Here is a 13326-nt window from a genome sequence, read left to right as displayed (position 1 = left end):
CTCAGTTTCCGGTGGCCACGGCCGACAGGTAGGCGGTAGGGATCTGCCTATCCGGGAGCCGTAGACACGCATGACTGAGGCCGTGAAGCCCGCCGCGATCCGCGCGGGCGGCGGCGCCCTGGCGCCGCTGGTGGTGGCGGCGGTCGCCACGTTGGCGGTCGTCGCCTGGCTGGCCGTGCGCGACCCCTCCGACGTCGTGTTCGGCTACATCGGCGGACCGATCGCGCTGGTCGCGGCGACCTTCTCGCTGCAACGGCTCGGCTCGACGGTGGTGCTGCCCCGGGTGGTGCGCGCGTTCTGGCGCCAGCTCGGGCACGCCGCCTTCATCCTGCTCATCGGCTCGTCCACGGCCCTGGCCCTGGCCAACAACAACGCCGGCATGTCCCTGTACGTCGCCGTGCCGCTGCTGACCGGCGTGCTGTGGGCGATGACCGCCTTCCTGCGCCTGCCGATGGGCGACCGCACGGTGGTTGGCTGGTCACGGGTGCTGCTCGACGGTGCCACCGTGGCCGTCGCCGGCGCCCTGGTCTTCTGGTACGTCGTGCTCAGCTACGCCTCGTCCGGCTCCGACCTGGTCACCCGGGCCGCCGCCGGTGTGGTCGGCGTGGCCGGTCTGCTCTGCCTGGTGGTGATCGGCAAGGCGGCGGCCCGCCCGGACGCGCCGGTCGACTCGCTGTCGCTGCGCATCCTGACGACCGCGCCGATGGTGGCGGTCGCCCTGGCCGTGCTGCTGATCGCGGGCGACGACACCTCCCGGCTCGTGCTCTCGGTGCTGGGCAGCCCGATGGTGGCGCTCGCCTTCGCCGCGGCCGCCTTCCGGCAGCGCCGGGTCCTCATGCGGACCGCCGTGCTCAAGGTGCGCGGCCGCCGCTCGGCCTACGAGTTCCTGCCGTTCGTGGCCGTACTGGCCACGGCCACGCTGGTCACCGCGGTGTCGGCCCAGGAGATGGAGGGCCGCGAGCTCGCCGTCATCGTGGGCGCCGTCCTGATCGCCGCGCTGGTCGTGCTCCGCCAGCTGATCGGCCTGCGCGAGAACCGCCAGCTGCTGGCCGGCCTGAAGGAACAGCAGGCCGAGCTCGAGCGGCTCGCCATGACCGATCCGCTGAGCGGGCTGGCCAACCGCACCCGCTTCAGCGCCGTGCTGGCCGAGCGCCTGGCCGCCCACCGGCCGGCCACGGCCCTGCTCATCGACATCGACGACTTCAAGACGATCAACGACACGATGGGCCCGGCCGTCGGCGACCAGCTGCTCTACCAGATCGCTCAGCGGCTGCGGGAGACCAGCGCCGAGGGCGAGCTGCCGGCCCGGCTCGGCGGCGACGAGTTCGCCGTGCTGCTCGACGTGGAGGAGCCGTCGTCGGCCGAGGCCACCGCCGGGCGGATCCTGGCCGCGCTGGCCGAGCCGTTCCGGGTCGGCGAGCACCAGCTGCTGGCCCACGCCAGCCTCGGCATCGCGATCGCCGGCCCCGGCGACACCGCCGACGAGGTGCTGCGCAACGCCGACATCGCCATGTACGCGGCCAAGGAGGGCGGCAAGGCGGCGTGGACCCGCTTCGAGCCGAAGATGCGGGCCGAGGTGGTCAGCCACGCCCGGCTCGGCAGCGAGCTGCACAACGCCATCATCCGGCGTGAGCTCTACCTGCTGTACCAACCGGTCTTCGACATCGTCACCGGCCGCCTGCACGGGGCCGAGGCGCTGGTGCGCTGGAAGCACCCGGTGCGCGGCTTCGTCTCGCCGGGCGACTTCATCCCGGTCGCCGAGCGCTCCGGGCTGATCGTGCCGCTCGGCTCGTGGGTGCTGCGCGAGGCGTGCGAGCAGCTGGCCCGCTGGCGCCGCGAGCACGGCGACGGGGCGATCAAGGCGATCAACGTGAACGTGGCGGTGCGCCAGCTGCGCGAGTCCGGGTTCGTGGACGAGGTGGCGGCGGTGCTCAGCGAGACCGGCCTGCTGCCGCAGAACCTGGTGCTGGAGGTGACCGAGTCGTCGGTGGCCGACGGCCGGCAGGTGCGCGAGACCCTGCACGCGCTGCACGAGATGGGGGTGCGGCTGGCGCTCGACGACTTCGGCACCGGGCACTCGTCGCTGTCGCTGCTGCGGGCGTTCCCGGTCGACGTGCTGAAACTGGACAAGTCGTTCGTCGACGGCATCACCGACGGCGAGGACCGGGGGCGGTTGGCGGTGGCGGCCGCGGTGGCCCAGCTGGCGGAGTATCTGCAGCTGTCCGCCGTAGCCGAGGGCATCGAGAGCCTGGACCAGCTGGAACGGCTCCGCGAGATGGGCTACCGGCTCGGCCAGGGCTTCTACATGGCCAAGCCGCTCCCGGCCGAGGAGGCCGGCGCGCTGATGAGTGCCAACGCGCCGACCCCGCTCAGGGTTGCCTAGCGATCGCCGCCGGTGAGCTGGCACTCGGTTTTCCGACGGCCGCGGGGTTTGCGGACGGCGGGAAACCGCGTGCCAACTCAGCGGTTACAAGGCGATCGCCCGCGGAGCGAAGCGTAGCCAGCCAGCTCAGCCGGAGACTTCCTTGCGGTCGTCGGTCGCCCACAGCGTGTGGAACGACCCTTCCTTGTCCACGCGGTGGTACGTGTGCGCGCCGAAGAAGTCGCGCTGGCCCTGGATCAGGGCGGCCGGCAGGCGCTCGGCCCGCAGGCCGTCGTAGTACGCCAGCGCCGACGAGAAGCCGGGCGAGGGGATGCCCTGCGCGGCCGCGGTGGCCACGACCCGGCGCCAGGCGTCCTGGGCGCCGCTGACGGCGTCGAGGAAGTACTGGTCGACCAGCAGCGTGGCCAGCGACGGCGACTTGTCGTAGGCCTGCTTGATGAAGTCGAGGAACTTGGCCCGGATGATGCAGCCGGCCCGCCAGATCTTCGCCATCGCGCCCGGGTCGATCTCCCAGCCGTACTCCTTGCTGGCCGCCTGGATCTGCTGGAAGCCCTGCGCGTACGCCACGATCTTGGAGGCGAACAGCGCCTGCTCGACGTCGGCCTGGAGGTCACCGGCGTGGGCGCCGGTGGTCGCGGACGGGCCGGGCAGGCCGGCGTCGGCCGCCGCCTGGCGCACGTCGGCGCCGCCGGACAGGGCCCGGGCGAAGACCGACTCGGCGATGCCGCTGACCGGCACGCCCAGGTCGAGGGCGGCCTGGACCGTCCAGCGGCCGGTGCCCTTCTGCTCGGCCTGGTCGAGCACGACGTCGACGAACGGCTTGCCCGACGAGGCGTCGACCTGCTTGAGCACCTCGGCCGTGATCTCGATCAGGTAGGAGCCCAGCCGGCCCTCGTTCCAGCCCTTGAAGACCTCGGCGATCTCGGCCGGCGAGTGGCCGCCGACGCGGCGCAGCAGGTCGTACGCCTCGGCGATGAGCTGCATGTCGGCGTACTCGATGCCGTTGTGCACCATCTTGACGAAGTGGCCGGCGCCGTCCGGGCCCACGTGCACGCAGCACGGCTCGCCGTCGACCTTGGCCGAGATGTCCTCGAGCAGCGGGCCGAGCGCCTCGTACGACTCCTTGGAGCCACCGGGCATGATGCTCGGGCCGTGCAGGGCGCCCTCCTCGCCACCGGACACACCGGTGCCGACGAAGTGCAGGCCACGCTCGCGCAGCGCGGCCTCGCGCCGGCGGGTGTCCAGGTAGTGCGCGTTGCCGGCGTCGATGAGCATGTCGCCCTCCTCCAGCAGAGGGGCGAACTCGTCGATCACGGCGTCGGTCGGCGCGCCGGCCTTCACCATGATCACCACGCGGCGGGGACGCTCGAGGCTGGCCACGAAGTCCTCGGCGCTCTCGGACGCGATGAACGTGCCCTCGTGCCCGAACTCCTCGACCAGTTCCTTCGTGCGGTTGTACGAGCGGTTGTGCACCGCCACCGTGTGCCCGTGACGGGCGAAGTTGCGGGCCAGGTTGCGCCCCATAACCGCGAGGCCGGTGACCCCGATCTGAGCCTTCTCCGTCATCACTGACACCTCTCCGTCGCTCTAGCCACGCGCCCATTCTTACGGGTGGATTGCGGGAGTGGTTCGACCATGTTCCCCGGTTCTCATTTATTGGCGGCGCGGCGCGTGGGCTGGACGTGGCCTAAGATCCGTGCAGCGGTAGGCTTCACCGCATGCCGAGCGGGACCTGCTGATCGATGAAGCGCGGCGAGATCTGGACGATCGGCAACCGGACGGATCTGCGGTACCGCGTGCTGGTGCTCTCGGCCGACTCCTTCAACGACCGGAAGAACGCGTCGCCGTTCTGCGCGCCGATCGTCCGGCAACGCGGCGTGACCGAGCTGCCGCCCTACGCGGTCGCCCTCACCGAGCAGGATCCGATCACCGGCGTCGTGGTCGTCAACCGGATGCGCCGCCTGCCCGCCGCCATCGGCGCGGAGCGTATCGGCATGGTCACCGGGCAGAGCATGGCCCGGCTGACCGAGGCCATGCGGTCCCTCTTCGAGCTGTAAAGACCTTTCGGTCCACCCCGATCGTGTGACGGTGGGTCATGTTCGCCGCAGGTAGGACCCTCTCCGTATGAACGGCCGATGACGACCCCGGTCCGGCTGACGTATTCAGGAAGCCGGAGACGTACGGGACGGGAGGGATCGGGTGGGACAGGCGTATGCCGCCGCGGTCGAGAGTCTGCGGCCGGCGGTGACCACCGACCCCGGTGAGGCCGGACGGCTCACTGTCGAGCGCGCGGTGGGGCTGCTGGCCGGGCGGGCCCGGTGCCGCCTGGCCGAGGCCCATCGTCACCTGTTGCGGATGGGCGCCGAGCAGGGCCGCGATCTGGTCGACGTGGCGGCCGGCGTGATCCGGATGCTCGACGTGGCCGACCTCGAGACCGCGCCGATCTCCGGCCTGGAGACCAGCCGGCCCGGTTTCGCGCCCTCCGGCCCGGTCCGGCGGTTCGCGCCGTGGCTCGGCATGGTGCAGCGGGTCCTCGACGTCGTGCCGGGCATGGCGTGCTTCCTGACCCCCGAGCGTGAGCCCGCGGGCCGGCTCGTCGATCTGGTCTGGGCCGCGGTCAGCCCCGAGGCGGTGGCGCCGAACGGGCTGCGCGGCAGCCAGCTGCTCGGCCTGCGCATCTCCGAGCACTTCCCCGAGGTCGTGGCCAGCGACCGCTGGCACGCCTATCAGCAGGTGCTCGACACCGGCGTCCCGGCCGTACTGGGGCCGTTCCGCCACGGCGAGGGGCTCTACACCGTGCGCGCCCACCGGCTCGGCGTGGGCCTGCTGCTCAACTGGACCCGGCACGACGAGCGGCCGGGCGGGGTGAGCGACCGGCTGGCCGGCACCGAGCTGCTCGGCAACCTCGGCTGGGGCGAGTGGGACCTGGTCAGCGGCGAGATCTACTGGTCCGACCAGATCTACCGCATCTACGAGCGCGATCCCCGTCTGGGCCCGCTGAGCCGGGCCGAGTCGGACGCCCTGGCCGTGCCCGAGGACGAGCCGCTGCGTGAGGCCGCCCGGGTGGCCTTCGAGCGCGGCGAGCGGATCGACGTGACCACCCGGGTGCGCATCGGCGGGCGGACCAAGTTCCTGCGCACGGTGGCCGACGCCAGCCGCGACGCCGACGGCCGGCCGCTGCGCGTCTTCGGCATCGTGCAGGACATCACCGAGCGCGAGACCAGCGCCCAGCGCCTGGCCGACGTGGAGCGCCAGCTCGACGAGCAGCGCCGCGACCTGGCGGCCGAGCACGAGCTGGCGGCCCGGCTCCAGCGCATCATCCTGCCCCTGCCGGACGGCCCGATCGAGCTGCCCGGCCTCAAGGTGGCCCTGCGCTATCTGCCGGCCGGCGAGGAGAGCCTGGTCGGCGGCGACTGGTACCACGCGGCCGAGCTGCGCGACGGCTCGGTGCTGCTCGCGGTCGGCGACGTGGCCGGGCACGGCACCCGGGCCGCCAAGACGATGGCCCAGCTCCGGCACGCGCTGCGGGCCCTGGCCGTGACCACCGGCGACCCCGGCGAGCTGCTGCGCCACCTCAACGCCCTCACCTGCGACCTCGAGCGCGAGACGCCCGAGCTGGCCGCCACCGCGATCGTCGCCCGCTACCACCCGGCCCGGCGCGAGATCGTCTGGGCCCAGGCCGGCCACCCGCCGCCGCTGCTGAGCCGCGACGGCCGCACGGCCCCGCTCGACCGGCCGTCGGGTCCCATGCTGGGCGTGCTCGACGACGCGCGGTACGAGACCGCCCGCTTCGATCTGCACCTGGGCGACCTGCTGCTGCTCTACACCGACGGCCTGGTCGAGCACCGGCACCGCGACCTCGACGACGGGCTGGCCGCGGTGATCCGCACGGTCGACCAGGCCGTGCGGGCCAACCCCCGGCAGCCGCTGGGCGAGCTGCTGGCCCGCCTGCGCCAGGCCAACCCGGGCGACGACACCTGCATCCTGGCCGCACGCCCGGTGACGGGCGAAACGAAAGATCTTCGGCGGTTCTTGTCCGGAGTCTGACCCATGGGGCCCCGATTCGGGAGATCATGTCGCGGGTGACGGGTCGTACGTTCGGGGTCCTCTCGCCCTTCGTCGGTGGCGACTACTACGGCGCGATCATCGCGGGGGTCAACGACGCGGCGGTGGCCGCCGGCGACCGCATCGTGGGCATTCAGACGCTCGATCCGGGCTCCTACAGCGCCGACCGCAGCGGGCTGCCCGATTTCCGGCGCCCGGTGTCCTGGAAGCATCTGAACGGGCTCATCGTGCTTCCGGGGGCGCTGCACGCGTCGTACGCCAAAGGGGCCCGCAGGGCCGGTCTGCCCGTGGTGTCGGTGGGGCAGAAGCTCGACGAGTGCCCGGCCGTGCTGGCCGACAACCGCTCCGGCATCCGCGACGCGGTCGGCCACCTGCTCGGCCACGGGCACGAGCGGATCGCCTACGCCGGTCACCTGGCCCACTTCGACCTGCGGGAACGCCTCGAGGGCTATCGCGAGGCGCTGCTCGCGCACGGCATCGAGCCCGATCCGGAGCTGGTGTTCGACTCGGGCGACAACCACGAGAGCGGCGGCGAGATGGTCGCCGACGTGCTGCTGCGCCGGGGCGTGCCGGTCAGCGCGGTGGTCTGCGGCACCGACCGCAACGCCATCGGCCTGATCCAGCGGCTGGCCGGCGCCGGCTATCGCGTGCCGGGCGACGTCGCGGTGGTCGGCTTCGACGACATCGTCGACGCGATGTACATGCGGCCCAGCCTCTCCACGGTCCGGCAGCCGGTCGAGGACGTCGGCACGACCGCGCACCGGCTGGTCTCCTCGCCCGGCGGCGATGAGACGTCGTACGTCGCGACGACGTTCGTGCGGCGCAGCTCGTGCGGCTGCCCCGGCATCGGGCTGCCGGTCAGCGAGGAGCTGACCCGCTCGCTGTTCGGCGAGGTCCGCTATCTCCAGGAGACCCTCAACGTGCAGCACGAGCTCGGCATCGACCTGCTCGGCGCGCACGAGCGCGACCCGCGCGCGCTGGTCTGGCTCCAGCGCACCACGCTGACCGCCGGCTGCCTCGGGCTGTGGAACCACGCGGCGGTGCCGGCCCGCGACACCGAGATGAGCATCGTGGGGGAGTACCCGGGGCGGCCGGGCTGGGCCGGTGAGCTCATGCGGGTCAGCGAGTTCCCGCCGGCCGGGCTCTTCGAGCACGCCGACGGCCCGGCCGGGGAGATCGTCTTCGTGGTGCCGGTGCGCAGCGGCCTGCGCGACTGGGGCGTGCTGGCGGCGATCGGCAAGGTGCAGCAGAGCACACCGGCCGGCCGGGAGATCATGAACCATTCCGGGGCGCTGCTGGCCACGGCGCTCGACCGTGGCGCGATGGTGGCGGCGCTGCGCGAGCAGGAGCAGAGGCTGCGCGACGCCGCCCTGCACGACGCGCTCACCGGCCTGCCCAACCGGGTGCTGCTGGCCGACCGGCTCGAGCAGGCCGGGCTGCGGTCGCAGCGCCGGCCCGACCACCGGTTCGCAGTGCTGCTGCTCGACCTGAACGGGTTCAAGGCGGTCAACGACTCGCTCGGCCACGCGGCCGGCGACGTGCTGCTCATCGAGGTGGCGCGCCGCCTGACCGGCCTGCTGCGCGAGTCGGACACGGTGGCCCGGCTCGGCGGCGACGAGTTCGTGGTGCTGCTCGACGGCCTGCGCGAGCCGGGCGCGGAGCGGGTTGTGCGGGACGCCATCGCGACCCGGCTGTGCGAGCCGTACACGATCGACGGCGAGCAGATCGAGGTCGGCGTGAGCATCGGCGTGGCCCTCTCGGGCGACGGCTCCACCGACCCCGACCGCCTGCTGCGCGAGGCCGACGCCGCCATGTACCGGGCCAAGCCGGTCCGGCATTCCCGTTAGGGCAGGGTCCAGGTCTGCTCGGCCGAGCCGGCGCAGGCGGTGACCTTGGTGGTGGCGCCGGAGCGGCCCGGGTCGGTGAGGCACTGGCCGTCGGAGGCGACCAAAGACCCTCCATCGCCCGTACGCCAGGAGGACGCACCCTCGCAGGAGCCGACCCGCACCGAGCCGTCGCCGCTGGGCTCGGCGCACTTGCCGTCGACGTGCAGGGTGCCGTCGGTGGCGAGGGTGAAGGTCTGCGCGTCGCCGCCCGAGCAGCCGGCCACGTTGACCGGGCTGCCGTCGATGCCGAACAGGCCGCCCAGGGCCAGGCAGCGGCCGCTGGCGGCGGTGATCGCGCCGGTGCGGTCGACGGGCGGGGCCGTGCTGGTCTGCGACGGCGTGGCGCCGGCCGGTGTCGTGGCTCCGGGCACCAGGGGCTGAAGGGAACCGCTCACCGCGACGCTGGGGGAGGCGCTCACTGAGGCGCTGACACTCGCGCTGGCGCTCACCGACGCGCTGACACTCGCGCTGGCGCTCGCCGACGCGGCGGCCGCGCTCTTCGACGCCGCGATCGCCGAGGACTCCGGGATCGGCGCCCGGCCGGGCATCGCCGGCAGGGCCGTACCCGGCTGGGGGATCGCGGGATCGCTGCCGAGGCCGAAGACCAGGAACGCGGCCACGCCGGCGGCGAGGATCACGCCGCCGGCGAAGATGGCCAGCCGCAGGATCGGGATGTCCGTCCGCTTCGGCGGCCTGGTCTCCTCCGGCCCGGGCTCCTCGACCGCGGGCTGCACCGCGGTGTCGCCCTCCCCGGGCTCGGGCCACTTCTCCGCCTCGTCGACGGCGGTGAACTCGGTGGTGTCCACACTCGTCGAAACGTACGGGCGAACGAGCACGGGATCCTCGCGATCCGGCGTATCGGTCATCTTGCTCCCTCCGGCCGGATCAAGATACGCGATATTCGCCCGAATCGATCACCCGATACCCGACTTTAACCGTCCGTATTCTCGCGTTTCCGGCGCGCGTCCGTCCACATGGTCCGCGCGTGCCGGAGGAGCTCGGCGTTGTCCGCCGCCGGAGTGCCGCCGGGCAGTGTCAAAGTGTCCTCCAGCCCGATCCGGGTGGGCAGGCCCAGGGCGCCGGCGTGGGCGATCAGCGGCCAGCAGGCGTCGTTCTCGCCGTGCAGCAGCGGCGTGCCCGGCAGGCGCCGCAGGATCGCGTCGGCCGCCGCCACAGCCTCGCCGGCCGGCACGTCGACGAGCTCGACCAGGATCCGCAGGAAGGGCAGGCCGTCGAGCGCGTCTACATCGGCCGGCGACCAGACGCCCGCCTCGACGCCGACTCCGGTGCCGTCGAGGAGACGTACGAGATCGGCGAAGCCCGGCTCCTGGACGTTGACCGACGCGAAGTCGGGGCGCACCCGCCACCCGGCGACCAGCTCGGCCCGCCGCCGCGCGTCACCGCCGGTCATCCAGATGCCGGTCGACACCCCGACCGGCAGGCCCGGGCAGGCTTCGCGGATCGCGGTGACGGCCGCGCCGATGGCGTCGCCGTCCAAGGACTCCCGCCCGTCCGCGTCCCGGGGGTGCACATGAACGGCCGCGGCGCCCGCCTCGACCGCGCCGAGCGCCGCCGCCGCGAGCTCGCGCGGGGTGACCGGCGCCGGTGACGGGCGACCGCCGTTGAGACACGCTTTGATCCACACGATAGACATGGTGCATGACTCGCAAGCCCGACGTCTCGTGCGTCTTCGTCTGTCACGACGGCGACGGCCGTGTCCTGCTGGCCCGCCGCTCCGCTCAGGCCCGCGACGAGCCCGGCGCCTGGGACTGCGGCGCCGGCGCCCTGGAGTTCGGCGAGACCTTCGAGGAGGCGGTGACGCGCGAGGTCACCGAGGAGTACGCCACCGCGCCCCAGGAGATCACCCAGCTCGGCGTGCGCAACGTCCTGCGGCCCGGCTCCCACTGGGTCGCCGTGGTCTTCGCCGTACGCCTCGACCCGGCGGCCGCGCGCATCGGCGAGCCGCACAAGTTCGACGAGCTGGGCTGGTTCGCCCCGGACGCGCTGCCCACCCCGCTGCATTCGCAGCTTCCGCCGACCCTTTCGCTGTTCACCGCCTTCACCGCCTTCACCGGCCGATGAGGTCGGCCACCTCGGTGCGGGAGGCGATGCCCAGCTTGCGCAGGATGTTGGAGACGTGCACGGCGGCCGTCTTGGGCGAGATGTAGAGCCGCCGGGCCAGCTCCGAGTTGGTCAGGCCGTCGCTGATCAGCACGGCCACCTCCCGCTCGCGGGGAGTCAGCGCGGCCGGGCCGGTGACCGCCTCGGGCGCGCCGGCCGGGGCCAGACCGAGCCGGGCCCGCACGTGGTCGAGCTGGGCCACCCGCCACCCGCCCCACTCCTGGAGCAGCGAGCCGGCCACCTCGACGTGGGCGGTGGCCTCGGCCCGGCGGTCCTCGGCCAGCAGGCAGCGCGCGGCGCCGACCCGGATCGTGCCGCGCAGCGCCGGTCCCAAGGCCGGGTCGTCCACGATGGACTCATAGCCGGCCCGCGCCTCGCCGGTCCGGCCGTGCACCTCGGCCAGCTGCGCGTCGACCAGCGTGCGATAGGCGTCCCACACCTCGGCGTCGAGCAGCACGGCGGCCACCCGGTCGAGCCGCTCGGCCGGCAGCCCGATCTCCAGCGCGGCCGAGATCAGGTCGTGGGCCTGCTCGCCGCTGCGCCAGTTCTGCCCGGCCAGGTCGGCGATCAGCTGGTCGAGGGCCGCGTCCGCGCGCGGCTGGTCGTGGCGGCGGCAGGCCAGGTGAAAGGTGAGGCCGGGGATCGTGGTGGGCGGGTTGTTCGGCAGCGCGGCCAGATCGTCGATGATCTCCTCGACCCGCTCGAACTCGCCCGCCTCCAGATAGAGCCCGGCCAGGAAGACGCCGTGGAAGTCGGCCCAGCGGCCCCGGCGCTGATAGCCGCGGTCCTGCTCGCGGCCCTCCTCGAGCGCGGCGATGGCGGCACGCAGGTCACCGGCCCGGATGGCCAGCCGGGCCCGCCCCTGGAAATAGGTGGCCACCGAGAGCGACTCCAGGCCGGCCCGCTCGGCGTCGACCCGCATCCGCTCCAGGATCTCGGCGTGCTCGGCCGGCGAGGTGGGCGGCGCGTCCTGCACCAGCTTGTTGAGGGCCCGCGCGGCCAGCACCCACTCGCCGGCCTTCTCGGCCTCGTCGACCAGGGCCGACAGGATCTCGCGGCCGTCGGCCGAGCTCTGCGCCCGCTCGGTCAGGGTCGAGCCCTTCTCCAGGAGCGCGGTCATCCGGACGGCCGGAAGGTCGAACTCGGCCGCGAGGGCCAGCGCCCGGTCACACCAGAGCAGGGCGTCGTCGAACTCGTCCCGCAGGTAGGACGACTGGGCGATGGCCGTCATGGCGCGGGCCTGACCGGCGCCCGGCGGCAGCTGCGCGATGAGGGTCTCGATGTCGCGGGTCAGCGAGCGCATCTGGTCGTACTCGCGCGACTCCCAGGCGATGCGGATGAGCAGATAGAGCGCCTCGGCCCGGTCGGTGGCGGCGGTGGCCAGGTCGTGCCAGCGCCGCCCGTACCGCAGGGCGTCGTCCAGCAGGCCGGCCAGCCACGAGGCCCGGGCCGCGCCGGCCAGCAGGTCGGTGTCGTCGGGCACCTCGTCCAGGCCCATCTCGGCCAGCTGCAGAGCCTGATAGGCGGAGCCGATCGACAGGTAGAGGGCGGTGCCGCCGCGGGCGGCCGCGATCATGTCGTCGTACCGCCCGGCGCCGCGCGCGTGGTGCGCCACCATGGCCGGATCGGAGGCGCCGCCGCGCAGCAGCACGTCGAGGGCGGCCTCGTGCAGCCGCCGCCGCTGCCGGCCGAGCATCTGGTCGGCGATCGCCTCGCGCACCAGAGCGTGCCGGAACGCGAACTCGTCCTCACCCGACTCGACCAGCACGCCCCGGGTGACCAGGTCGCGCAGCACGGCGATGAGCTCGTCCTCGCCGGCGCCGGTCACGTCGGCCAGCAGGTCGAACGGGATGCGGTGGCCGAGCACGGTGGCGGCCTCGACGATCCGGTGGCTGAGCGGCTCGAGGTCGTCGACCTGGCGGCGCAGCACCTCGGCCAGGCTCCACGGCAGCGGCTGCTCGACGAGGGCCTCGACGTCGTAGCCCGGAAGCGCCCGCAGCAGCTCCTCGAGGAAGAAGGGATTGCCGCCGGTGCGGTGATGCAGCGCGGTGGCCGCGCGCAACGGCGCCGGCGCGCCGGTGGCCGCCGCGAGAAGGGCCGCCGTCTGGGCCGGGGTCAGGCGATCGAGCCGTACGTGGGTGACCGCGTGCCGCCGTTCCAAGCGCGCCAGCAGACCGGCCACCGGCTGCCGCCGGTCCACCTCGTCCGGCCGGTACGTCCCGATCAGCAGCCGCGGCCCACGCTGGTCGGCGATCCGCTCGAACAGGGCCGCGCTCTCCGAGTCGGCCCAGTGCAGATCCTCGAAGACGATGACGGCCGGCGCGTCCCCGATCAGGTCGGCCAGAATGGCCAGGCCGGTGTGCAGCCGTTCGACCGGGCTGCGGGTGGCGTCGGCCAGGGCGGCCAGCTGCTCCTCGTCGACCTCGGGCCGCCCGTCGATGGCGTCGAGCAACACCTCGTACGGCCGCGACAGCGACCCCGGCTCGGCCTGCCCGACCAGCACGACGGTGTCGGCCGGCATCTTCTCGAGAAGCTCGTGCACCAGCCGGGTCTTCCCGATGCCGGGCTCACCGGCGATGACCGCGACCGCGGCGCCCCCGGACGACGAAGGAGCGAGCCGCACCAGCCGGCGCAGCTCGCTCTCCCGCCCGATCATCACCGGGCTGGCACCGCCGCGGAAGGTTCGCACGACGCCAGATTACCGGTGGGCTGTCCCCGCACTGCTTGGGCTTTCCGGGCCCGCCGCGCCTCCCGGGAGCTCCGCAGCAGCCGCCGCTTGTCCGCTTCGGCCACAAGCTCCCGCTGGTGGTGATGGGCGAGATCGAGCATGAGATCCGTGTGCACCAACATGACTGGCCTCCTGGTCGTTTG

At 73.3% G+C, this 13326-nt stretch carries 9 protein-coding genes; 5 read left to right on the top strand and 4 right to left on the bottom strand.

Annotated features, from left to right (window positions below; translation table 11 throughout):
* The first annotated feature begins 70 nt into the window (after positions 1-70).
* Positions 71-2383, top strand: a complete 2313-nt coding sequence (locus tag ACQP2X_RS30945) for a putative bifunctional diguanylate cyclase/phosphodiesterase (protein ID WP_498687871.1) — start codon at positions 71-73, stop codon at positions 2381-2383.
* A 126-nt stretch (positions 2384-2509) separates the two neighbouring features.
* Here the strand turns inward: ACQP2X_RS30945 and gnd are convergent, their stop codons facing one another.
* Entirely contained in the window at positions 2510-3949 is a 1440-nt protein-coding gene (gene gnd, locus ACQP2X_RS30940) for an NADP-dependent phosphogluconate dehydrogenase (RefSeq protein WP_498687869.1), read from the bottom strand.
* Between the two features lie 176 nt (positions 3950-4125).
* On the opposite strand from gnd, the gene ACQP2X_RS30935 reads away from it, so the two are divergent.
* From ACQP2X_RS30935 to ACQP2X_RS30925, 3 genes are all read left to right on the top strand, one after another.
* Complete coding sequence (locus tag ACQP2X_RS30935; RefSeq protein ID WP_498687867.1) at positions 4126-4440, top strand: type II toxin-antitoxin system PemK/MazF family toxin; 315 nt, start codon at positions 4126-4128, stop codon at positions 4438-4440.
* A gap of 142 nt (positions 4441-4582) precedes the next feature.
* Positions 4583-6430 (top strand): SpoIIE family protein phosphatase, encoded by a 1848-nt coding sequence (locus ACQP2X_RS30930; RefSeq protein ID WP_498687865.1) that lies wholly within the window; start codon positions 4583-4585, stop codon positions 6428-6430.
* Positions 6431-6465: 35 nt separating this feature from the next.
* Positions 6466-8295, top strand: coding sequence for a diguanylate cyclase domain-containing protein (locus ACQP2X_RS30925; RefSeq protein ID WP_498687863.1), 1830 nt, complete (start codon positions 6466-6468; stop codon positions 8293-8295).
* On the opposite strand, the gene ACQP2X_RS30920 is transcribed toward ACQP2X_RS30925, so the two are convergent.
* Positions 8292-9200 (bottom strand): ricin-type beta-trefoil lectin domain protein, encoded by a 909-nt coding sequence (locus ACQP2X_RS30920; protein WP_498687861.1) that lies wholly within the window; start codon positions 9198-9200, stop codon positions 8292-8294. The genes ACQP2X_RS30925 and ACQP2X_RS30920 overlap by 4 nt on opposite strands.
* A gap of 65 nt (positions 9201-9265) precedes the next feature.
* A complete protein-coding gene (locus tag ACQP2X_RS30915; protein ID WP_498687860.1) occupies positions 9266-9979 on the bottom strand; it encodes a 3-keto-5-aminohexanoate cleavage protein in 714 nt (237 codons plus the stop codon).
* A 14-nt stretch (positions 9980-9993) separates the two neighbouring features.
* Here ACQP2X_RS30915 and ACQP2X_RS30910 point away from each other — a divergent pair, with 14 nt between their 5' ends.
* On the top strand, positions 9994-10416 hold the full coding sequence (locus tag ACQP2X_RS30910) for an NUDIX domain-containing protein (RefSeq protein WP_498687857.1): 423 nt from the start codon (positions 9994-9996) through the stop codon (positions 10414-10416).
* Here ACQP2X_RS30910 and ACQP2X_RS30905 read toward each other — a convergent pair.
* Positions 10403-13144 (bottom strand): ATP-binding protein, encoded by a 2742-nt coding sequence (locus ACQP2X_RS30905; protein ID WP_498687856.1) that lies wholly within the window; start codon positions 13142-13144, stop codon positions 10403-10405. The genes ACQP2X_RS30910 and ACQP2X_RS30905 overlap by 14 nt on opposite strands.
* Positions 13145-13326 lie beyond the last annotated feature (182 nt).

It is taken from the genome of Actinoplanes sp. CA-131856 (genome assembly GCF_050956135.1).
GTDB lineage: Bacteria > Actinomycetota > Actinomycetes > Mycobacteriales > Micromonosporaceae > Actinoplanes.
Note: the sequence above shows the minus strand (reverse complement) of the source record. Positions and strands in the feature narration are given on the sequence as shown.